The organism is Salinisphaera aquimarina, from assembly GCF_042643355.1.
Taxonomy (GTDB): domain Bacteria; phylum Pseudomonadota; class Gammaproteobacteria; order Nevskiales; family Salinisphaeraceae; genus Salinisphaera; species Salinisphaera aquimarina.
In genome coordinates this window covers 442481-464272 of the sequence record NZ_JBHRSS010000001.1, presented here as the reverse complement: position 1 = coordinate 464272, position 21792 = coordinate 442481, and the positions used below count along the sequence as shown (strand labels likewise).

The following is a 21792-nucleotide window of genomic DNA, read 5'->3' as shown; positions in this document are numbered from 1 at the left end:
GCCAAACCGGCTATTTTGTAACCATCCCGACACACACTTTTAAATTCAATAGCTTGCAGCGCTCACCACGAATCCATCCACCGGGGTCGAAAATTTTTTGCAGGGTGTTCGCGACTTGCTGTTTATATTGTGCATAAGGCATCGCACCTGTTGCCTCCGGTGATAGACTCGCGCGCATGATCCGACCCAATATTCTGGTAATCGCCGGCCACGATCCGAGCGGCGGCGCGGGCATTCAGGCCGATATAGAATCGGCCGCCGCGAACGGCGCCCATGCGGCAACACTGGTGACCCTGCTGACCTGTCAGGACACGATAAACGTGCACGCCGCGCAGGCCGTCGATCAGGATTTCTTTCGCCGTTGCCTGAACACGGTCTGCGCCGACATGTCTTTTGCCGCAATCAAGATCGGCGTGGTGGGCAGCCCGGCCCAGGTCTCGCTCATTGCCGAACTGGCCGCGTCCATGCCCGACGTGCCGCTGGTGCTGGACCCGGTGCTGCGCGCCGCAGGCGGCGGCCAACTGGCCGATGACAGCGTTGGCCTGGCGCTCAGCGCGCAATTGTTCGAGCACGCCGCGGTGATCACACCGAACGCGGCCGAAGCGCGCCTGCTGTGCAACGGCGAAACCGATATCGATGCCTGCGGGGCACAATTGTCGAGACGCGCCCGGGCTGCCCTGATCACCGGCGGCGACGAAGGCGAAGGCGATGTGCTCAACCGGCTTTATATGAACGGCGAATGCGTGCACAGCGCCCGCTGGCCGCGCCTGCCCGGCGTGTTTCACGGCTCGGGCTGTACGCTGGCCAGCGCCATCGCGGCCCAGCTGGCGAACGGGCAATCGCTAGAGAATGCGCTGCAGGCCGCACAGGCCTATACATGGCAGACCCTTGACGCCGCCTTTGCTGCCGGCGGCGGCCAGAAGATCCCATTGCGCCTGCCATTGCCCGCGCGGATCGAGCCGTGACCGAGGCGTCGTTTGCCCATCCACGCGGCCTCTACGCGATCTACGACCGCACCACCCTGGCCGGCGATGAACTGGCACGCGTGGATGCCGTGCTCGCCGCCGGCGCCTGCTGGCTGCAGTATCGCGACAAGCGCGCCAGCGCGCCGGATCGGGCCCTGGTCGAGGCATTGCAGACGCGCTGTCGCAGCCACGGCGCACGCCTGATCATCAACGACGACTGGCGCCTGGCCGCCGACATCGAGGCCGATGGCGTTCACCTGGGCGCCAGCGACGGCAGCGTCGCCGACGCGCGCGCCGCGCTCGGCGCAGAGGCGCTGATCGGAGTCAGCTGCGGCAGCGATCTGGCGCGCGCCCGGCGCGGACTGAATGAAGGCGCCAGCTATATCAGCTTCGGCCGTTTTTTCGATTCGCGCACCAAGCCGGACGCACCGGCGGCGCCGTTGACCGTGCTCGGCGAAGCGCGCGCGCTCGGCGCGCCCATCGTGGCTATCGGCGGCATCGATACTCATAATGCGGCGCGGGTCTGCGCCGCTGGCGCCGACCTGATCGCGATCGCGGGCGGCCTGTTTCACGCCGCCGACAGCGGCGCGGCGGCACGCACGCTGGCGCAGATAGCGCTCGCCGCGCGCTGACATCGGTTGTCGAGATTTGATTCAACTATTCGCCACGATTTGCTGGAGCATCCCATGAGTGAGCCCGCACAGCCTTCCCATCGACGCCCCGGACCGCGCTCTGCCGAATGGTTCGCGCGCGCCGCGAAGACCATCCCAGGCGGCGTCAACTCGCCGGTGCGCGCCTTCAACGGCGTGGGCGGCACGCCGGCGTTCATCGACCACGCCCGGGGCGCCTATATATATGACGTCGACGGCAACGAATACGTCGACTATGTCGGTTCCTTCGGGCCGATGATTCTGGGCCACGCCGACCCGGCGGTGGTCGAGGCAGTCCAGAAACAGGCCGCCAAGGGGCTGTCGTTCGGTGCGCCCACCGGCCTGGAGACGGAACTCGCCGAGCTGGTGTGCTCGATGGTCGACTCGATCGAGTCGGTGCGCATGGTCAATTCCGGCACCGAGGCGGCGATGACCGCCCTGCGCCTGGCGCGTGGGCATACCGGCCGCAACAAGGTGATCAAGTTCGCCGGCAACTACCACGGTCACGTCGACGCCCTGCTGGTGAACGCCGGCTCGGGTGCGCTCACGCTCGGTATTCCCGGCTCGCCCGGCGTGCCCGAAGCGGTGGTCGCCGACACCCTGGTCGCGACCTACAACGATCTCGACTCGGTGGCTGAGGCGTTCAAGGCCCACGGCGACGACATCGCCTGCATCATGGTGGAGCCGGTCGCCGGCAACATGAACTGTGTGCCACCGGTTCCGGGTTTTCTCGAAGGCCTGCGCGATCTGTGCGACCAGTACGGCGCGCTGCTGGTGTTCGACGAGGTGATGACCGGTTTTCGCGTGCATCCGGGCTGTGCCCAGGCGCATTTCGGGGTCCGGCCCGACGTCACCGCCTTGGGCAAGATCGTGGGTGGCGGCATGCCGGTCGGCGCCGTCGGCGGGCCCAGGGACGTCATGGAGACACTGGCGCCGACCGGGCCGGTCTATCAGGCCGGCACGCTCTCGGGCCACCCGCTGGGCATGGCGGCCGGCATCGCCACGCTGAGCCAGCTGCGCGACGGTTCGGTGCACAAGGCGATCGCGCCGCAGCTCGACAAGCTGCTCGCGGGTCTCAACGAACGCGCGCAGAAACACGGCATCGGCTTTCTTACCCAGCGCGTGGGCGCGATGTTCGGCATGTTCTTCACCGACGCCGAACAGGTGAGCCGCTTCGACGACGTCGCGGCCTGTGATACCGAAGCATTCGGGCGTTTCTTCCACACGATGCTGGACAACGGTGTATACCTGGCACCTTCGGCCTTCGAGGCGGCCTTCATATCGCACGCACACGACGACACCGCGATAGAGCGCACGCTGGATGCAGCCGATATCGCCTTCGCAACACTGGCGCACCCATAGACTCCGATGGGGCATAGCCTGCTCGAGGCCCTGCTGGCCTGGGTGAGTGCCCATCCGCTGGCCGCGCTCGCGCTCGTTTTCGCGGTCGCGGTGGGCGAATCGCTGTTCATATTCGGGCTGCTCGTACCGGGCGCCTTGTTCATGTTCGCCTTCGGCGCCCTCATCGGCGCCAACGCCCTGCCCCTGCTGCCGACCTTCGTCGCCGCCATCATCGGCACGCTGATCGGCGACTCCGCCAGCTATCTGCTGGGCCGGCGCTATCGGGGGCGCCTGCAGGCACTACCCGGCTTCTCGCGCGCGCCGCTGCTGGTGGCCCGCGGCGAAACTTTTCTGGCCCGCCACGGCGGCAAGGCGATCGTGCTCGGACGCCTGATCGGCGCCCTGCGCCCGATCGTGCCGACCGTGGCCGGCGCCGCCGGCTTGCCGCCGCAGCGATTCGTGATCATGGACCTCATCGCCACTGCGGTGTGGGCGCCCTGCTATATCCTGCCGGGCGTCGTGTTCGGTGCATCGCTGGATCTGGCCGCTCAGGTCGCCACGCGCCTGGCCATCCTGCTGCTGGCGGTGGTGGTCATCGTCTGGGTGACCACCGTCGCCGCGCGCTTCGTGCTCGCCGCCGGCCGGGTCGCCGCGCGCCGCTACGCCGAGCAGCTGATGGCCTGGAGCCGGCGCCATCGCCGCCTGGGCCTGCTCGGCCCGGCGCTGGCCGATCCCCGCCAGCCGGAAATCCCCGCGCTCGCGGTATCGGCAGCCCTGCTGCTGCTGGTCACCGGCGTGCTCTATCTCACCGTCTGGGGCTGGCAGCGGCCGGTGTTTCCGATGCGCTTCGATGCGCTGACCTTCTATCTCGTCCAGAGCCTGCACACGCCGATTTCGGACGCGGTGGCGCGGGTCATCGCCGAGATCGGCTCGCCGCTGATCTATCTGCCGTTCGCCGGCGTGATCGCCGGCCTGCTCGGGTTGATGGGCAACCGCCGTGCCGCCGGCCACTGGGTAGCGGCGCTGGGTTTCTCTGCGCTGGCGACGCTGATTCTGCGCGCGTGGCTGGCCATTCCCGCGCCGGTGGCGTTCTTCTATCACGCCGACATGGACCCGCTGTTCCTCGCCGGCGGCGGCCGCGACCTGATCCTGTGCGCCACCGTCTACGGCCTGGCCGGGGTGATCCTCGCGTCGCGGCGGCCGGCATCGATCCGGCCCTATTATTATTCGGTGACGGTGGCCGGGGTCATGCTCATCGCCCTCGCGCGGCTGTATCTCGGGCTGGACTGGGCCAGCGATGTGCTGATCGGCCTGACCAGTGCCTTCGTCTGGCTCAACATGCTGGTGCTCTGCTACAACCGTCAGCATCCGCGGCCAGTTAAGGGCAAACCGGTACTGGGGGTACTCGCCGGCTGCATGATGATCGCGCTGCTGATGGCGGTGTTGCCGGAAAACGCAGCACAGCGGGTACCACAGGCGCGCCACAGCACGTCCACACAACGGGTGCAGGGCTGGACGCGGGTTGGCTATGAAATGCTGGACGCGCGGATCAAGGATATCGCCGGCCGCGAGAGCGCGCCGCTGAACCTGCAGGCCGCCGGTAGCGCCGTGGCGCTGCAACAGCTGCTGCGCAACGCCGGCTGGCAACCGCCGCCGCCGCTGACCGCCGGCCAGCCGCTGCGGTGGATGGTGCCCGATACCAGCATCCGAGCGCTGGCGGTGCTCCCGCGCATACACGACGGCCACCGGCCGGTGATCACCATGATTCACGGCACGGCGGACGCCGACATGCGCTGGGTGCTGCGGCTGTGGCCGACCGATACCGTGACCGCCCGGCGCAGCCTGCCGCTATGGGTGGGCATGGTCGACGGCCAGACCATCAACCGGCGCTTTCACCTGCTGGCCACCGCCGCCGACGTGCGTGATTACGGCGCCGGGGTCGAGCGGCTCAGAACCACGCTCGATGCCGCCGGCGCCCGCTATCGCATCGTCGGCCGCGCGGGCACGGCACGCCTTCTGTTCTGGCCCCCACAGCCCGGTGTCGATGCTAAAGTAGCGCCCGACTGAGCGGCGTCCCCGCGCCTGTTTCCGGCGCGGGCCGGCATCGCCGGGCGCCGCCCCGTGTTCGTTTCCTGACCGCAGCACTCTATCGCAATGGCCAACGTCGATTCCGATTCGCGCCCCACGCCGGGCAAGAAGTCCAAGTTCAAGCAACCGGGCTTTTTCACCCGCATGCGGGCGAGCCTGAACAAGGGCGACTCCTGGCTGACCTACGACCTGCGCAAGCTGCTGCCCGGCGAAACCGTCGATCAGGACGCGCTCGACGAACTCGAAACCCAGCTGCTGCTGGCCGATGTCGGGGTGGATGCCACCAGCCAGGTCATGAACCGTCTGCAGACCATGTTCGACGGCGGCCGGCTGCGTACCGGCAAGGATCTGGGCAGTGCCCTGCGCGCGCATCTGGGCGACATCCTTGCGCCCTGCGAACGGCCGCTCGAGATTCCCGAGCAGGACACACCGTTCGTCATTCTCATGGTCGGCGTCAACGGCGTGGGCAAGACCACGACCATCGGCAAGCTGGCGAAGAAGTTCCAGGACGCCGGTCACTCGGTGATGCTGGCGGCCGGCGATACCTTCCGCGCCGCGGCGGTCGAACAGCTGCAGGGCTGGGGCGAGCGCAACAACGTGCCGGTGGTTTCCCAAGGCAGTGGTGCCGACTCGGCGTCGGTGGTGTTCGACGCGCTCGCACGCGCCAAGGCGCGCGGCATCGATGTGCTGATCGCCGATACCGCCGGGCGCCTGCATACCCAGGGTCATCTCATGGATGAACTCAAGAAGATCAAACGCGTCCTCGGCAAGCAGGACGAGAACGCCCCGCACGAGATCATGCTGGTGGTGGACGCCACCACCGGCGGCAACGCCCTGCAGCAGGCCGTCGCCTTCAACGAGGCGGTCGGGCTGACCGGCATTACCGTGACCAAGCTCGACGGTACCGCGGCCGGCGGCATCGTATTCGCCATCGCCAAGAAACTGGGCCTGCCGCTGCGCTTCATCGGCGTCGGCGAAGCGGTCGAGGATCTGGGCGTGTTCGAGTCCGAGAACTTCATGGACGCGCTGTTCTCGCGCCGCTGAGCCGACCCGCATGACTCAGCCGACGACCGATATCGTGGCCTTCAAGGATGTGGTCAAGCGCTATCCGGGCGGCAAGATGGCGCTGGAGAACGTGTCCCTGCGCCTGGGCCGCGGCGAGATGGCCTTCCTGACCGGCCACTCCGGCGCCGGCAAATCCACGCTGATGAAGCTGATCGGCCTGATCGAGCGCCCCACCCGCGGCCAGGTCGTGATCAACGGCACCAATCTGGCGTCGGTCAAACGCCGCCAGATTCCGCGCTATCGTCAACGCCTGGGGCTGATCTTCCAGAACTACAACCTGCTGTTCGATCGCACGGTATTCGACAACGTCGCCCTGCCACTGGTGATACGCGGCGTCGGCCATGCGGATATCGCCCGGCGTGTGCGCGCGGCGCTGGACACGGTCGGCCTGCTGTCGCACGAGCGCAAGTTCCCGATCACCCTGTCCGGCGGCGAGCAGCAGCGCGTGGGCATTGCCCGCGCGGTGGTCGATCGCCCGTATCTGATCCTCGCGGATGAGCCCACCGGCAACCTCGATCCGGCCCTGTCGGCAGATATCATGCGGCTGTTCACGCGCCTCAACGAGGCCGGCACGAGCATCATGATCTCGACCCACGCCATCGATCTGGTCGAACGCATGGGCCACCGGCGGATCGCGCTCGACCACGGGCAGTTGCGCTAGTGGCACGCGAGAAAAACAACAACAGCCTGTCACGGCCGGCGCGCGTGGATCGCGCCGCCGCCGGCACCACGACGCCGCGCGCGGTACAGAAGACGCTCGCGTCACCCACTCAGGGCTGGCTGGGCTCGCATGCGCGTTGCCTGATCGAGAGCCTGGGCCGCCTGCATCGACGCTGGCTGGCCAGCCTGTTGACGGCCCTGGTGATCGGCATTTCCCTGGCCCTGCCGACCGGGCTCTATGTGCTGGTCAACAATCTGGATACGTTGTCACAGAGCTGGCAGCGCGCGGTACAGGCGTCGCTGTATCTCGACGACGACTTCAACAGCAATGACGGTGAATCCCTGGCCCGGCGGATCGCCGCACGCGATGACGTCGACGGCGCGCACTTCGTGTCCGCCGACGCGGGGCTCGCCGAATTCCGCAAGGCCTCGGGCTTCGGCTCCGCGCTCGACGCGCTGGCCGACAATCCGCTGCCGGCGGTGGTCGTGGTCACCCCGCGACCGGGATTGCCGAGCGCCGCCGTCGGTCAGCTGCTCGACACCCTGCGGCAACAGCCCGGCGTGGCGCGCGCCGAACTCGATCAGGCCTGGCTATCGCGGCTGTATGCGATTCTGTCGCTGATCGAACGTGCGGCCTGGGTCATCGGCCTGCTGCTGGCGGCGGCGGTGCTGTTCATCGTCGGCAACACCATTCGGCTGGATATCGAGAATCGGCGCGAGGAGATCGAGGTCATGAAGCTGCTCGGCGCCAGCGATGCCTTCATCCGCCGGCCGTTTCTCTACAGCGGTTTCTGGTACGGCTTGATCGGCGCGGTGCTGGGGCTGCTGCTGCTGGCCGTCTGTTTTGTGGCGCTGGCCGATCCGCTGACCACGCTCACGCGTTCCTACGACGGCGCGCTCGCCGTGCACGGGCTGGGCATCGGCGGCGTATTCACGGTGCTGGGCGTCGGTATCGGCCTGGGATGGGCCGGCTGCGTGCTCACCGTAAACCGCCGTCTGGCGGCGATCGAGCCGAAATAGTCAGCGCCTAACGGACTCATGCTTAAATTTAACAACATGCCGCAACGATAGGCGGAACTTGGCGTTCACGGCCGGGTCTTAGGGTTATCGCTATTGGACGGCCGCTTGACCTTCCGTTCTTTGTTAGAATGGGGGCATCAGGCAAAAGTCCCAAGGAGGCTTTGCAACATGGCTAACGATATTTCTCTTTCACCGGCGAAAATGAATCTGCCCAATCTCGCGTCGGGCAGCATCGAGTCGTATCTGCAGGCGGTCTCCAGCATTCCGGTGCTGGATGTGGACGCCGAGCAGATACTCGCACGCAAGCTGCGGGACGAAGAAGACATCCAGGCGGCCCAGAAACTGATTCTGTCGAACCTGCGCTTCGTGGTGCACGTCGCGCGCGGCTATTCGGGCTACGGCCTGCCGCTCGCCGATCTGGTCCAGGAAGGCAACATCGGGCTGATGAAAGCGGTCAAGCGCTTCGACCCCGACGTCGGCGTACGCCTCATCTCGTTCGCGGTGCACTGGATTCGCGCCGAGATTCACGAGTTCATCCTGCGTAACTGGCGCATCGTCAAGGTCGCCACGACCAAGGCCCAGCGCAAGCTGTTCTTCAACCTGCGCAGTTCCAAGAAACGCCTGGGCTGGATGAACAACAAGGAAGTCGAGACCGTCGCCAGCGATCTGGGCGTCAAGCCCGAAACCGTGCTGCAGATGGAACGCCGTCTGTCCGGTGGCGATACGTCGTACAACGCGCTCGGCGCCTCCGGCGACGACGACAACTACGCGCCGGAAGACTATCTGTCCGCGGGTGATGGCTATGATCCGGCCAGCGACGCCGAATCGGGCGACTGGCAGACCTATCAGCACGCCAATCTGTCCCGTGCGATGACCAGCCTCGACGATCGCAGCCGCGATATTCTCGAGAGCCGCTGGTTGCGCGAGGACGGCAAGATCGGCCTGCAGGAACTGGGCGACAAGTACAGCGTGTCCGCGGAGCGTATCCGCCAGCTCGAAGTGGCGGCGATCAAGAAACTGCGTGGCGCGATGGTCCCTGCCTAGCGGCCACCGGCGTTCGGCAGCACGTAACAGCGTGACGATCAATCACGGCAGGCGACGCCTGCTTGTGTCGACAACGGCACTTGCAGGCGTCTCCGCATTGGGCGCGTGGCCGTTGCTGGGGCACGGCGCGGACGACGCCGGCGATAACCGGCCCTTCAGCTTCGACGGCCTGATCGCGCACGCCAGGCAACTCGCCGGCCAGCCCTACCAGAAGCCCGCGGTCCGCCACGAGAAACTGCTCAACGATCTCGGCTACGACGCCTTCATGGGTATACATACCCGCAAGAAGAAGGCGCTGTGGGCTGGCAGCGATCAGCCGTTTGCGGTCGAGTTCTTCCATCTCGATCAGAACGCCCGTCAGCCCGTCGCCATCCATGTGGTCGAAAATGGCCAGGCCCGCCCTTTTGCCTACGATCCCGAGTTGTTTCGCTACGACGACCCCGACGTAGCCAGGAAACTGCCTGACGATCTGGGTTTCGCCGGCTTTCGACTGGTCGACCAGCGCGGCGACGGCATGGAGTGGCTGGCGTTCAAGGGCGCGAGCTATTTTCGCAGCCCGGGCGGTCTCGATCAGTACGGGCTGTCGGCGCGCGGCATTGCGGTCGATACCGGTTATGGCGAAGACGAGCAGTTTCCACGCTTCTCGGCCTACTGGCTGATTCAGCCTCAGACGAACGACGACTCGATCACGATTTGCGCCCTGCTGGAAGGCAAGGACATCACCGGCGCCTATCGCATGCGTTGCCGGCGGCCCGGCGACGTGATCATGGATATCGAATCCCATCTGTTTCAGCGTACCGCGGTCCGCCGGCTGGGTATCGCGCCGCTGACCAGCATGTTCTGGTTTTCCGAAACCAATGCACGGCGCGGTATCGACTGGCGCCCCGAAATCCACGACAGCGACGGTCTGGCGATCGCCAACGGCCGCGGCGAGCGGATATGGCGCGCGCTCGACAACCCGCCGCGCACGCAGTACAGCGCGTTCATGGACGAAAACCCGCGTGGTTTCGGCCTGCTTCAGCGCGACCGTGACTTCGATCATTATCAGGACGCCGATGTCGGCTTCGAACGCCGCCCGAGCCTGTGGGTGGAGCCGCGCGGTGACTGGGGTCGAGGTCATGTAGGTCTGCTCGAGCTGCCTACCGACGAAGAGATCTACGACAACATCAATGCGTTCTGGGTCCCTGATGCCAGCGACGCGCCCGATCGCAGCTGGCGCTTCGACTATCGCCTGTCCTGGTGCGCCGAGGAGCCGCATCCGCCGCAACTCGCGCGGGTCGTGGCCACGCGCACCGGCCGCGCGGGCGCGCCCGGCAACTATGACAAGCAATCGGTGCTCGCCCGCAAGTTCGTGATCGATTTCGAGGGCGGCCCGTTGCGCGGACTCGACGACGACAGCAAGCTGGAACTGCGTATCGACGCCAGCCACGGCGAGATCGTCAATCCGTATACGGTAAAGATCAAAGACACCGCACGCTGGCGTGCGTTCTTCGACTGGAGCGGCGAACTGCCGCCGGCCGACGAGCCCGTGGGACTACGCTGTGCCATGGTGCGCGGCGACGAGACCCTGACCGAAACCTGGGCGTTCAGCTATTTCCCGCAGGCGCTGCCCCGGCGCCTGTCGAGCGAAGACGACAGCAACGCCTGACCAACCCGGGAACGCATCCGCATACCTGGACGACTCAGCTCGTCTGCGGCGCGCCGTCGTCGGGCTCCTTGTCGGCCGGCTTGCCCGGCCGCTCGCTAGCGAAACGGGTGAACGACTCGTCCATCGAGCGCAGATGCAGATTGCGCTGCGGGAACGTCACCACCACATCGTGCGCGGCGAACGCGGCGTGGATACGCTTGTAGAGGGCATGCTGCAGCGGTAGCAGATTGTAGAGATCGTGATAGAACACGCGCGCTTCGTACTGCATCGCGCCATCATCGTAGCCCACGAAGAATACCGAGGGGGCCGGCGTGTCGAGCGCCACCGGCTCGGCCTCGATCGCGTCCATGATCAGGCTCTCGGCCAGATCGGTGTCGGTCTCCAGGGCCAGACCGACCTTCACGATCAAGCGCGTGATGTCGTCGGTGAGCGTCCAGTTGATCACGGTTTCGGTGATGAAGGTCTTGTTCGGGATCACCACCTCCTTGTTGTCCCAGTCGGTGACCGTGGTCGCGCGGATACGAATACGCGACACCGTACCGGTGAGCGTACCCACGGTGACGGTGTCGCCGACCCGGACCGGGCGCTCGAACAGGATCACGATGCCGGACACGAAATTGGCGAAGATCTCCTGCAGGCCGAAGCCCAGACCGACGCCCAGCGCGGCCACCAGCCACTGGATCGAGGACCAGCGCAGGCCGATCAGATTGACCGCCACCAGCATGCCGATGATCACGATCGCATACTGAAACAGGGTCGCCATGGCATAGCGGCTGCCCGAATTCAGCGAAAAACGCCGCAACACCGTGATTTCCAGAAAGCCCGGCAGGTTACGACCCGCGAGCGCGGTGACCACGCTCACCGCCAGCGCCAGCAGTAGTGCGCCCAGGGTGACACTGGTCAACTGGGTCTTGCCGTCGACCTGGGCGCTGTGCTGCCAGAGGGTGACATTGTCGAGCAGCTGCAGCGCCGGCAGCGTATCCGACCACACCAGCCACAGGCCGGCTCCGATCAGCAGTGCGATGATCACCTTGATCAGACCACGCGTCTGCTCGCTGATCTGGACCAGATCGATTTCCAGCGTATCCAGGTTATCCGGCGCGCCCTCGCCCGCCGCCGCGGCGGCCTCACGGCTGGCGCGCGCCTCGCGTGCTTCCTCGCGCTTGCGCAGGGCCCGCGTAAGCGCCAGGCGGCGCTCGGCCACGGTCAGCCAGCGCACGATCAGGCTGTACAGAATCATGCAGCCGCCGAGCAGTGCGGCCGAGTAGAAAAACCGGCTCTGAAGCTGCAAGGCGGTGTAGTAGTAGCCCATGGCGGCCAGACCGCACAGCAGCACCGGCACGCCGGCGGCCAATGGCAGCCACAGATAGCCCAGCCGCCAGTGCGCCTTGTCGTCCTCGCCGCCGAGCACGTTGGACAACACGCCGCGCACCGGATGCAGCAGTCCCCAGGAGAAGCCGGCAATGATCAGCGACCCGAGCATGAACGCCGCCCGACCGATGGTTTCACGCTTGGCATCGTCGTCGAAGGCTTCGGTGAAGGTCACGAACAGGGTCGGCAGAATCAGCATGCCCAGCAGCCATCGCAGCATGCGATGCAGGCCGCGGCGGGCATCGTGAGTCCACTGAAAATGACTCTCAGCGAGCCCGAATTTGCGGCAGACATGCACGAACGGTTCGATGAACAGCGTCAGTATTGCCAGTTGCATGAACACGGCCGCGACGGCCTGCGTGAAGACATTGTCGCTGCTGGACTGACTCGCGAGATAGGAGGCCAGCAACAACACAGCCACAATGGGCGTCGACAGCAGCACCGTGATCACCAGCGCGCGCAGGGTGAGCCAGAAGGTGTCGCGACGGACATTGCCCACCGGCTCGGCCAGATGCCGCAGGCGTTCGCGCAGCGGCCGGCGCATGCCCACGAGCGCCGCGAGCAGCGCGAGTGCAATACCGGTGATGAACGGCCGCTGGCCTGCGCCCGCCACCAGCCCCGCGAGCGTCTGTTTCCACGACTTGGGATTGAGCGCCCAGGGCAGATCCGCCGCGACACGCGCGGGCCAGTCGATCTTGACCGGCGCGAACGACGGCAACCAGAACAGGCGTTCGTCGAGCAGGCGATTGAACGACGCGAGCGTGTCGTTGTACTGCTGCGACAGGGCCCGCAGATCGCGGCCGATATCGACGTAGCGGCCCTGTGAGTCGATCAGCAGATCGACGATCTTCCGACGCTGCTCGATCAACGCGGTCAACGAGCTCAATTGCCCATCGCTCACGTCGAGCTTTGCATTGGTCAGCATCTGGCGCGCCATCTGGCGCGGGTCGTCCAGTTCCACCCGCGACTGCTGCAACTGGAAGCGCTGCAGTTCGGCGGCCGCGATCTCCGGATCCTTGCCGGTGCTGGCCAACCCCGACACCAGCGACGGTTTGGCCAGATCTCGACGCTGCGATCGCAACACGTCGCCCAGCGCCACCGAACCGCCACCGATCTCCAGCTGGCGCTGGATCAGATTCAGCCGGCGCTGTATGTCCTCGACGCGATTGCGTTCACCGACCTGGCGCCGGGCCAGCGTTTCGCTACGGTCGGTCAGCTGCTCGAGTTGATTGGTCAGTTCCACATTGCGCTGGGCCGCGTCGGCGATCGGGGCCACGGCGGTACGCAGTTCGCTGAGTTTCTCTTCGCTTTGCCGGCCGAGCGCCTGGGCGGATTCGTTCTGGCGTGTGCTCAGCGCACGCTGCACCACGGCCAGAATCTCGTTGTCGTGTGCCAGCTTGCCTTCGGCGAGCGCCCTGCGCGCCTCCAGCGTACGCTCGCGACTGTCGAGACCACTGAGCTCCTGCTGCAGCCGCTCGATTTCGGACGTGAGGGATTCGCGACGGGCCGACAGCAATGCACTCTCGGCCTCGGTGACCACGCTGGGCTGATCGCTGCCCGCGGACACGCTGCTATCGAGCGATTGCAGGGCGTTGCGCGCATCGATCAGTTGCTGGCGCGCGGCTTCCGGACGCTGGGCGACCCGGGTGAGTTGGTCGCGCAGATCAGCAAGCGTCGCCTGGATATCGGCCAGCCGCGACCCGATCTCGTCGGCGCGCGCGGACAATGACGCCGACGATACGTCATCCAGATCAGCCATCGACGGCACCGAACCGAGTTGCTGGAGCTGGCTTTTCAGCGTCTGGATCTCGCTCGGCGCTTCGCGTGCGTTGGCACGCAGATCCGTTGTCTTGCGGCGATCGCTGCGCGCCGATTCGAGCGCCGAAATGGCCTGCTGGTAGGTTTGCGCCGCGCGATCGCGAACCGCGGATTCAACGTCGTCGCGCGATTGCAGCGCGGTGACACGGTCCTGGAGTTGGCCGATCTGCTCGCCGAGATCGCCGTCCGTCACCTGCGCCGATGTCTGCGCCAGCACCGCCCCTGGCGTCGACAGGGCTATCGCCAGCAGGAACAGGACGAGCAGAGCGCGAATTGGCCACGACAGGGTTCGATGATGCTGGACGCGGTACACCGGCAATCGCTCCCTGGACAATGTGGCAACAGGCGCCGCGATTCTAAACCGGAGCGGGGGCCGAAAGCGAACCTACCGGCCGTCACCCTCGTCGGAATCCGCGCGCTTTTCAGCGTGACGGCGCGCGCGGGCATCGTCGATGATCTCGAACAGGTCGGTCCCGAATTCGCCGATCTCGCGGTTCACACCGCGAATGACGTCGTAGATATTCGCTCGGTTCTCGTCGGCATCCCGCTCAGGGGCGGGTTTACCGCGCCCGCGCACCCGGCGGGCCTGATCGCCGACATAACCACCGATCAGCCGATGCACGTTCTCGACACGCGAGGCGGCCGAGTCGAAGGTCGACTCGGCCGAATCCTTGAGTGTTTCAAGCAGCTTCAGCATAGACAGGCGCATGCACGGTGGACTGTTCGGTCAGCGTATTGCGTTTGCGACGATGCGGCAACGACATGCGCAGGATACGCTTGACCACGCCACCGAACTGCTTGGTCAGCGGCCCGGTGTTGTAGTTGATGCCGTAACGTTCGCAGATCGCCTGCACGCGCGGGGCGATCTCGCGATAGCGGTGCGAGGGCATGTCCGGGAACAGATGATGCTCGATCTGATAACTCAGATGGCCGCTCAGGATATGAAACGGCACGCTGCCCGTCAGGTTGGAGGAGCCCAGCAGCTGGCGCAGATACCATTGGCCGCGGGTTTCGTCGGTCGCCTCGGCCTCGTCGAACATTTCCACCTCGTCGGTGAAATGCCCGCAGAAGATGATCAGGAACGTCCACAGGTTGCGGTTCAGGTTGGCCGCGAAATTGCCGGTCAGCACAGGCACGAACATGGGGCCGGCCAGGGCCGGAAACAGCAGGTAATCCTTGAGCACCTGCTTGCGCGCCTTGCCCCAGATCGCCTTCGCCTGGACAGCGGCTTCCTTGAAGGTCTTGTCCTTGCCCAGACGCTCGACTTCCAGGTCGTGCAGGGCCACGCCCCACTGGAAGAACGCGGCAAGCGTGGCCGCCGTGAGCGGCTGCGCCAGGTGCTGCGGACGCCAGTCCTGGTCCTCGCTCATGCGCAGGATGCCGTAGCCCACATCGCGATCCAGATCGATGATGTTGGTGAAAGTGTGGTGCATGTAGTTGTGCGAATGCTTCCACTGGTTCGACGGACAGGTGTTGTCCCATTCGTAGGTGGCCGAATCCAGCGCCGGATCGTTCATCCAGTCCCATTGGCCATGCATCACGTTGTGCCCGATCTCCATGTTCTCGAGGACTTTGGACAGCGACAGCAGGCCGGTGCCGGCCAGCCAGGCCGGCGGCAGAAAGCCGGCCATGAGCAGCGCACGGCCAGCGACTTCGCTGTAGCGCTGGGTTTTGAGCACCTTGCGGATATAGCGCGCATCGCGCTCGCCGAGATCGTTCATGACCTCGTCGCGGATGGCGTCGAGTTCGCGGCCGAATTCGGCGACGTCGGCGTCGGTCAGATGTGTGGGCTTGCCCATGTCTTGTGCTCCGAGGCGCGAAAGGCGCCCTGTCGTGAAATCCTGAAAATCGAGGGACGAACGCTAGAGTTCGACCGCCACGTCGCCGGCGGCGGCGTGGATACAAAGCTGAATATCGGTATCGCGCACTTCGCGGACCCGATTGGTGCGCAGATCGCGCACGCTGCCCTCGCTCACCCGGCACTTGCAGGCGTGGCAGATGCCCATGCGACAGCCGTAGGCGGGCTTGAGGCCCGCGCCCTCGGCAATCTCGAGCAGCGAGCCGGTCTCGCCGGAGGCGGCCCTGTCGCTCTTGAGAAAACGCACGGCGCCCTCGCCATGTGCGGCTTCGCGGCGGGTGGCGGCGAACTGCTCGCGGTGCAGCGGCTTGTTCGAGCGCGCGACGATCAGTGCTTCGGCGGCGTCCATGAAGCCGGACGGGCCGCACAGCCACGTCTCGCGCTCGGCCAGATCCGCCACCTGGGCATCGATGGCCGCGTCGTCGATACGTCCGGCGCCCTCGGCGGTGAACACCGTGGCCACACGCAGCCCGTCGTGCCGGGCCGCCAGCGCATCGACCTCGGCCGCATAGATCATGTCGGCCTGCGAGCGCGCATAGTGTATGAAGACCACATCGTTGAGCTGACCGCGCGCAATCCAGTCGCGCAGCACGCCCATCACCGGCGTGATGCCGCTGCCGGCGCTGATCAGCAGCGCTTTCGGCGGCGCGATACGCTGCGGGCAGAAATCCCCTTCGGCGGGGCTCAGATGAACCAACTGCCCGCGGGCGGCGTGATCGACCAGGAAATTGCTCACCCGGCCGTCGCCGTTGCGCTTGACCGTGATCTCGATCAACGGGTCGCTCGGCGCGCTCACGAGGGAAAAACAGCGGCTGTGGCGTACGCCGTCGAGATCGACACCAAGCAAGACGTGCTGGCCGGCATGATGGCCCTGCCAGTTGTCGTTGGGGTCGATCGTCAAGGTGACGCTGTCGTCGGTCTGGCGGGCGACACTGGTCACCCGGCCGCGCGGCTCCTTGATCGACAGGCGCCGGTCGATCAGCGACAGATAGTCGTCGACCGACAGCGGGCTCGCCAATGCGCCGACCAGCGAACTGCTCAACACTTTTTTGACGACTGGCCTCATTTCCGCTTCCTAGTGAATGTGAACACGTGTACACTTTAGGTGCGACGCAGCACTAAGTCAACACTTGTTCACAAATAAATATCAGCCGTCGCTGTAAACGTTGTGGCGGCGGCGGTTCCACTCCGGTAGCGGAGTCGCCAGCGTCACCGCGCAGCCGCATCACAACAACATGACAGCGACGTTATCGCCCATGACCCGAATGGCACAGCCCCCTCTCCAGCCCAGACCGCGCAAGGCGCCGCGTCGCGGCGAGGCGCGCGAAGCGCTGATGCAGGCCGCGCTCGAACTGGTCGCCAGCGAGGCCAACTTCTCGGCGATATCGCTACGCCGGATCGCGCGTCAGGCCGGGGTCGTGCCGACCGCCTTCTATCGCCACTTCGCGGACATGGATGCCCTGGGCCTGGCCCTGGTCGAGGAGACATTCCGCGCGCTGCGCGAGATCCTGCAACGCGCACAGTTGTCGTCGCTGCCGCTCAAGGGGCTGGTGCGGTACTCGGTGGAACTGTTTGCCCATCATGTGCGCGACAACAGTCTGCTGTTCCAGTTCGTGGTCAAGGAGCGCTTTTCCGGCACGGTGGCCATGCGCGCCGCCATCCACGACGAGATCAAGCTGCTCACCAATGCCCTGGCCTACGACTTCGGTCGCTTCGACGAGTTCTCGCATATCGCCGAGATCGATCTGCGCATGATGGCGGACCTGGTCGTGAATACCGTGATCTCGCTGTCCGAGCGCATCCTCGAGGTGGCCCCGGACAACGCCGAGGACGACGCGCTGATGCTGCGCGCCGAAAAACAGCTGCGCCTGATCTTCATGGGCGTCGGGCGCTGGGAGAGCCAGCCGGTACGCGCCGCGCGCTAGCCAGGCAGTTGGCCTGCAGCCTTAGTTCTGGTTCGCCAGCCGCGTCTGCACGCGGTCGATGATCTCGGGTACCAGCGACAGCCCCCATTCGCGGCCCAGCGACAGCGACTCGGTGAGCAACTGCGGCGAGACCCGGACCAGCTTCTGCCCCAGCGGCGATTCGTAGAACGTCACCAGCTCGTTCAACTCGAAGATATTGAAGTGTTTTTCGTACACGGGGTAGAGCACCGAGTACAGCGCATCGCCGGACTCGATACGCTCGTGGATGACGTCCGTGGCTTCCTGGCGGATGACCGTCATCGTGGCGGGATCCATCGTCGGCTGCAGGAACGCCACTGCGTTGGCCACCCGGTCGATGAACTGACGCGAGAACACCGCCTCGAGCTGCGCGGCATCGGTGAGCCCCACCAGTTCGCGAATCAGATCGTCCTTGGACGCATTCGGCGCTGACGCCTGACCGGTGGCCGTGGTCTGCGCGATCGCGCCGTGACCACAGGCCAGCGACAGCAGTAGCGCGAGACCCGCGCCGATGGACGCGGTGCGATTAGGCCGCCTGGGGAGAACCGACGTTTTCATGGAAGTCACGCCCTTCAATGGTTTCAGCAATGATACCCGCACGAATGACGAAATCGCCGAACGGCTCGCCTTCTTCCCGCTCGGCCGCATAGCGCTGGATCATGGGCGTCAGCTCGGACAGGATTTCCTCCTCGCCGATATTCTCACGATAGAGCTTGTTCAGGCGCGCGCCGTCGAAGCCGGCGCCCAGATAGAGGTTGTACTTGCCCGGCGCCTTGCCGACGAAGCCGATCTCGCCCAGGAACGGGCGCGCACAGCCGTTGGGGCAGCCGGTCATGCGGATGACGATCGGCTGATCGGACAGCCCGGCGTCGTCGACCACGGCTTCCAGCTTGCCGACCAGCTCCGGCAGATAACGCTCGGACTCGGCCATCGCCAGCCCGCAGGTCGGAAACGCCACGCAGGCCATGGCCGAGTAGCGCAGCGTCGAATTGCGGCTGCCGTCGTCGAGTTCGTAATGGGCCACCAGCTCCTCGATCGCCGCCTTGTCTTCCGGAGCGACGTTGGCAATGATCAGGTTCTGATTGCCGGTCAGGCGGATGGTGCCCTTGTGGATCTTGGCCAGCTCGCGCAGGCCGGTCATCAGCTTGTAGCCGGATCGGCCCAGATACTGACCGTGGAACGCGGTGCCTTTGGCATCGAAATCGGCGATCCGGCCATTCTCGATGAACAGGCTCAGGTGCCAGCTGCCGCTGTCGTCCCGCGCCCAGCCCAGTGGGTCGCCGTTACGCTCGAATTTGTAGTCGCGCGCCTCGGCCAACGACCAGCCCATGCGCTCGGCGAGCTGCGCGTGGATCCAGTCGATACCGTGATCGTCGATGGTGTACTTGAAGCGCGCGTGCTTGCGATCACTGCGGTCGCCGTGGTCGCGCTGGATCTTGACGAGCGTCTCGACCGCTTCCAGCGTCTGCTCGGGTGTGGCAAAACCGATGACCGAGCCCAGACGCGGGTAGGTCGCCTCGTCGCCGTGGGTGGTACCCATGCCGCCGCCGATGGCGATATTGAACCCCGCGAGCTGACCGTCCTCGACGATGGCGATCAGGCCGATGTCGTTGGCGAACAGATCGACATCGTTCTCCGGCGGAATCGCGATCGCGATCTTGAACTTGCGCGGCAGATAGGTCTTGCCGTAAATCGGCTCGTGATCCTCGCCCCGGGGCGGCTGCTCGAGAAAGATTTCCTCGTAGGCGCGCGATTTCCAGGCCAGATGCTCGGAAATCTTCACCGACCAGTCGTGCACTTCAGTGTGCAGGGCCGACAGATGCGGATTGGCCGTGGCCATGACGTTGCGGTTGACGTCGCCACAGGCCCCGCGTGCATCGACGGCCACCTTGTAGGCATCCTGCAGCAGCGGACGCAGATGTTTCTTGAGCACCCCGTGGTACTGGAACGTCTGGCGCGTGGTCAGGCGCAGCGTGCCGTTGGCGTACTTGTGGGCCAGATCGTCGATGGCCAGATACTGCTCGCCGGTAACCACGCCCGCGGGCAGGCGCAGGCGCAGCATGAACTGGTAGTGCGGCTCCAGCTTGGAATGCTTGCGCTCGGTGCGCAGGTCGCGATTATCCTGCTGATAGAAGCCGTAGAACTTGGTCAGCTGGGTATCGTCTTCGGCGATCGAACCGGTGAGTTCGTCGGCCAGCCCGTCGGCGATGGTGCCGCGCAGATAGTTACTGGCGATCTTGATGTGTTCGACCGGGGAAAGTTCTTTGTCGTCACTCATGGCTCTGGCTCGAATTCGGTGGGTCAGCGGATGGCGCTATCGATGAATCTGGCGTCGAAACACGACGCGATCAATAGACGTCGCGCTGGTACCGCTTGTCTTTCTGCATCTGCTTGAGATGGCCCGCGGCCGCCTCGGCGTCCATGCCGCCGTGCTCGCCCAGCAGTTCGAGCAGAGCTTCGTGCACGTCATGGGCCATGGCATTGGCGTCGCCACAGACATAGATCGTGGCACCGCGCTCGATCCAGTCGTAGACATCCTTGCCGGCCGCGCGGATTCGGTCCTGCACATAGACCTTTTCTTCCTGGTCACGCGAGAAGGCAGCGTCCATGCGGGTCAGCAGGCCGTCCTTGCGCCAGCGCAGCCAGTCGGTCTGATAATAGAAATCGGTGAGAAAATGCTGGGCGCCGAAGAACAGCCAGTTGTCACCGGCGGCGTCGCGTTCCTCGCGCTCTTCCATGAAGGCCCGGAACGGGGCCACGCCGGTGCCGGGTCCGATCATGATGATCGGCGCGGCGTCGTCGCTCGGCAGTTTGAAGTTCTTGTTGCTGTCGATATAGATCGGCAGCTTGGCATCATCGCTGCGATCGGCCAGCTGGACCGAGGCCACGCCGTGGCGCGGCCGGCCATGCGTCTCGTAGCGTACCGCGGCGACGGTCAGATGCACCTCGTCCGGATTGGCCGCATAGCTGGAGGCAATCGAATACAGACGCGGCGGCAGCTTGCGCAGCAGACGCACAAAGTCCGCGCCGGTCAGCCCTGAAATCGGAAAATCCTCGACCAGATCGACGATGAAGCGGCCGTCCATGTATTCCGTCAACGCTTCGCGCTGATCTTCGGCCAGCAGCTTGTCGAGGGCGTCGGTCTGAGCCTGGGTCGCGTATTTCTCCACGAACGGACGCGTCAGCGTGGTGATCTCGTACTGATGGGTGAGCGCGTGTTCGAGGCTGACCTCGCCGTCGATGCCGGTGACCTGCTCGTCGCCCGACAGCTTGAGCGCGGCAATGAGTTCCTCGACCACGGCCGGGTCGTTCTCCGGAATGATGCCCAGCGAATCGCCCGGCTCCCAGACCAGACCCGACTCTTCGGTATCGAGCTCGATATGATGGACTTCCTTGTCCGAGCCGCGCCCGTTGAGCACGATGTTATCGAGCACTTCGGCGCTGTAGGGATTCTTGCGCGAATAGGTCGATTGCGCCGGCGCAGCCGCGGCGCCGGGCATGGCCGTAACCGTGGGATGCGGCTGTTCGCCGGTGCCACCGAGGGTGTCGCCGAACACCTTGACCACGTCCTCGATCCAGGCTTCGGCGGCGTCGTCGAAATCCACGTCGAGATCGACGCGATCGGCGACGCGTTCGCCGCCGAGCTTCTCCAGCTGTGTGTCGAAGTCCTTGCCGGTCTGGCAGAAATGCTCGTAGCTGGTATCGCCGAAAGCGAGTACCGAAAACCGCAGACCGTCGAGCTTCGGCGCTTTCTTGCCGAAGATGAAGGCATGCAGTTCTTCGGCGTTGTCGGGCGGATCGCCCTCGCCGTGCGTGGACACGCAGACGATGACGTTCTGTTCCTTCTTGAGGTCCTTCGGCTTGTAGTCGAGCATGTCGTAGACGTTCACGCTCAGGCCGGCCGCCTCGGCGCGCTCCTTGAGCTGCTCGGCGATATCCTCGGCGTTGCCCGTCTGCGAGCCGTAGAGAATCGTCAACGGCTCGCTGGTAACGGCCTGCGCCGCGGGCGCGGCCTGCGGCGGCGCCACCTCACCGGTGGCGCTGGCGGCGTTGATGCCGGACAGATAGCCACTGATCCACGTCACCTGCATCGGCGTGAGCGTTTCGATGAGTGCGGTGAGCTGCTGCGCCTGTTGCGCGTTGAGCGGGCTCGTATGATCTTGGATGGGAGATGACTTCATCAACGGTCCGGGCTGTTTCGGGTATTCACCTGCATGCGCGCCGCAGGTTAGCGGGCGCACGTTCATATGAAAACGTCTATTTTTTTATTTTCTTATAACGTTTCTGTATGACGTGTCTTGGCGTGGACGCGGTGTGCCGC

At 65.2% G+C, this 21792-nt stretch carries 17 protein-coding genes; 10 read left to right on the top strand and 7 right to left on the bottom strand.

The features are described from left to right. Nucleotides 1-176: 176 nt before the first annotated feature. The 9 genes from thiD (at nucleotide 177) to ACFOSU_RS02120 (ending at nucleotide 10481) form a co-directional block, all read left to right on the top strand. Nucleotides 177-965 (top strand): bifunctional hydroxymethylpyrimidine kinase/phosphomethylpyrimidine kinase, encoded by a 789-nt coding sequence (thiD, locus tag ACFOSU_RS02160; protein ID WP_380685996.1) that lies wholly within the window; start codon nucleotides 177-179, stop codon nucleotides 963-965. Further along, on the top strand, nucleotides 962-1597 hold the full coding sequence (gene thiE / locus ACFOSU_RS02155; protein WP_380685994.1) for a thiamine phosphate synthase: 636 nt from the start codon (nucleotides 962-964) through the stop codon (nucleotides 1595-1597). The genes thiD and thiE overlap by 4 nt, the downstream gene beginning before the upstream one ends. A 54-nt stretch (nucleotides 1598-1651) precedes the next feature. Then, nucleotides 1652-2977, top strand: a complete 1326-nt coding sequence (gene hemL / locus ACFOSU_RS02150; RefSeq protein WP_380685992.1) for a glutamate-1-semialdehyde 2,1-aminomutase — start codon at nucleotides 1652-1654, stop codon at nucleotides 2975-2977. 6 nt (nucleotides 2978-2983) lie between these two features. Then, a complete protein-coding gene (locus ACFOSU_RS02145; RefSeq protein ID WP_380685990.1) occupies nucleotides 2984-5023 on the top strand; it encodes a VTT domain-containing protein in 2040 nt (679 codons plus the stop codon). A gap of 87 nt (nucleotides 5024-5110) precedes the next feature. Further along, a complete protein-coding gene (ftsY, locus tag ACFOSU_RS02140) occupies nucleotides 5111-6088 on the top strand; it encodes a signal recognition particle-docking protein FtsY (RefSeq protein ID WP_380685987.1) in 978 nt (325 codons plus the stop codon). A gap of 10 nt (nucleotides 6089-6098) precedes the next feature. Continuing rightward, complete coding sequence (gene ftsE, locus ACFOSU_RS02135; protein WP_380685985.1) at nucleotides 6099-6770, top strand: cell division ATP-binding protein FtsE; 672 nt, start codon at nucleotides 6099-6101, stop codon at nucleotides 6768-6770. Next, a complete protein-coding gene (ftsX, locus tag ACFOSU_RS02130; protein WP_380685983.1) occupies nucleotides 6770-7789 on the top strand; it encodes a permease-like cell division protein FtsX in 1020 nt (339 codons plus the stop codon). Before ftsE ends, ftsX begins: the two co-directional genes overlap by 1 nt. A 168-nt stretch (nucleotides 7790-7957) precedes the next feature. Beyond that, nucleotides 7958-8833, top strand: coding sequence for an RNA polymerase sigma factor RpoH (rpoH, locus tag ACFOSU_RS02125; RefSeq protein WP_380685981.1), 876 nt, complete (start codon nucleotides 7958-7960; stop codon nucleotides 8831-8833). 64 nt (nucleotides 8834-8897) lie between these two features. After that, nucleotides 8898-10481, top strand: coding sequence for a glucan biosynthesis protein (locus ACFOSU_RS02120; protein ID WP_380685979.1), 1584 nt, complete (start codon nucleotides 8898-8900; stop codon nucleotides 10479-10481). A 34-nt stretch (nucleotides 10482-10515) separates the two neighbouring features. On the opposite strand, the gene ACFOSU_RS02115 is transcribed toward ACFOSU_RS02120, so the two are convergent. From ACFOSU_RS02115 to ACFOSU_RS02100, 4 genes are all read right to left on the bottom strand, one after another. After that, on the bottom strand, nucleotides 10516-13983 hold the full coding sequence (locus ACFOSU_RS02115; RefSeq protein WP_380685977.1) for a mechanosensitive ion channel domain-containing protein: 3468 nt from the start codon (nucleotides 13981-13983) through the stop codon (nucleotides 10516-10518). A gap of 72 nt (nucleotides 13984-14055) precedes the next feature. After that, on the bottom strand, nucleotides 14056-14367 hold the full coding sequence (locus ACFOSU_RS02110; RefSeq protein WP_380685975.1) for a hypothetical protein: 312 nt from the start codon (nucleotides 14365-14367) through the stop codon (nucleotides 14056-14058). After that, complete coding sequence (locus ACFOSU_RS02105) at nucleotides 14351-15469, bottom strand: fatty acid desaturase family protein (RefSeq protein ID WP_380685973.1); 1119 nt, start codon at nucleotides 15467-15469, stop codon at nucleotides 14351-14353. Before ACFOSU_RS02105 ends, ACFOSU_RS02110 begins: the two co-directional genes overlap by 17 nt. 63 nt (nucleotides 15470-15532) lie before the next feature. Next, the gene (locus ACFOSU_RS02100) at nucleotides 15533-16594 is read right to left on the bottom strand and encodes a ferredoxin reductase (RefSeq protein WP_380685971.1); all 1062 of its coding nucleotides are present in this window, start codon (nucleotides 16592-16594) and stop codon (nucleotides 15533-15535) included. 199 nt (nucleotides 16595-16793) lie between these two features. Here ACFOSU_RS02100 and ACFOSU_RS02095 point away from each other — a divergent pair, with 199 nt between their 5' ends. Beyond that, nucleotides 16794-17453 (top strand): TetR family transcriptional regulator, encoded by a 660-nt coding sequence (locus tag ACFOSU_RS02095; protein WP_380685969.1) that lies wholly within the window; start codon nucleotides 16794-16796, stop codon nucleotides 17451-17453. 21 nt (nucleotides 17454-17474) lie between these two features. On the opposite strand, the gene ACFOSU_RS02090 is transcribed toward ACFOSU_RS02095, so the two are convergent. The 3 genes from ACFOSU_RS02090 to ACFOSU_RS02080 form a co-directional block, all read right to left on the bottom strand. Beyond that, entirely contained in the window at nucleotides 17475-18029 is a 555-nt protein-coding gene (locus ACFOSU_RS02090; RefSeq protein ID WP_380685967.1) for a DUF2059 domain-containing protein, read from the bottom strand. Then, nucleotides 17998-19749: an NADPH-dependent assimilatory sulfite reductase hemoprotein subunit gene (locus ACFOSU_RS02085; RefSeq protein ID WP_380685965.1), complete on the bottom strand. Its 1752-nt coding sequence runs from the start codon at nucleotides 19747-19749 to the stop codon at nucleotides 17998-18000. Before ACFOSU_RS02085 ends, ACFOSU_RS02090 begins: the two co-directional genes overlap by 32 nt. 70 nt (nucleotides 19750-19819) lie before the next feature. Continuing rightward, the gene (locus ACFOSU_RS02080; protein ID WP_380685963.1) at nucleotides 19820-21652 is read right to left on the bottom strand and encodes an assimilatory sulfite reductase (NADPH) flavoprotein subunit; all 1833 of its coding nucleotides are present in this window, start codon (nucleotides 21650-21652) and stop codon (nucleotides 19820-19822) included. Nucleotides 21653-21792 lie beyond the last annotated feature (140 nt).

Excerpts from the sequence above, each read along its gene's own strand:
- ftsE (WP_380685985.1), top strand. The coding sequence starts at position 6,099 with ATGACTCAGCCGACGACCGATATCGTGGCCTTCAAGGATGTGGTCAAG.
- rpoH (WP_380685981.1), top strand. The coding sequence starts at position 7,958 with ATGGCTAACGATATTTCTCTTTCACCGGCGAAAATGAATCTGCCCAAT.
- ftsY (WP_380685987.1), top strand. The coding sequence starts at position 5,111 with ATGGCCAACGTCGATTCCGATTCGCGCCCCACGCCGGGCAAGAAGTCC.
- ACFOSU_RS02080 (WP_380685963.1), bottom strand. The coding sequence starts at position 21,652 with ATGAAGTCATCTCCCATCCAAGATCATACGAGCCCGCTCAACGCGCAA.
- hemL (WP_380685992.1), top strand. The coding sequence starts at position 1,652 with ATGAGTGAGCCCGCACAGCCTTCCCATCGACGCCCCGGACCGCGCTCT.
- ACFOSU_RS02090 (WP_380685967.1), bottom strand. The coding sequence starts at position 18,029 with ATGAAAACGTCGGTTCTCCCCAGGCGGCCTAATCGCACCGCGTCCATC.
- ACFOSU_RS02095 (WP_380685969.1), top strand. The coding sequence starts at position 16,794 with ATGGCACAGCCCCCTCTCCAGCCCAGACCGCGCAAGGCGCCGCGTCGC.
- ACFOSU_RS02105 (WP_380685973.1), bottom strand. The coding sequence starts at position 15,469 with ATGGGCAAGCCCACACATCTGACCGACGCCGACGTCGCCGAATTCGGC.
- thiD (WP_380685996.1), top strand. The coding sequence starts at position 177 with ATGATCCGACCCAATATTCTGGTAATCGCCGGCCACGATCCGAGCGGC.
- ACFOSU_RS02100 (WP_380685971.1), bottom strand. The coding sequence starts at position 16,594 with ATGAGGCCAGTCGTCAAAAAAGTGTTGAGCAGTTCGCTGGTCGGCGCA.
- ACFOSU_RS02145 (WP_380685990.1), top strand. The coding sequence starts at position 2,984 with ATGGGGCATAGCCTGCTCGAGGCCCTGCTGGCCTGGGTGAGTGCCCAT.
- ACFOSU_RS02085 (WP_380685965.1), bottom strand. The coding sequence starts at position 19,749 with ATGAGTGACGACAAAGAACTTTCCCCGGTCGAACACATCAAGATCGCC.
- ACFOSU_RS02110 (WP_380685975.1), bottom strand. The coding sequence starts at position 14,367 with ATGCTGAAGCTGCTTGAAACACTCAAGGATTCGGCCGAGTCGACCTTC.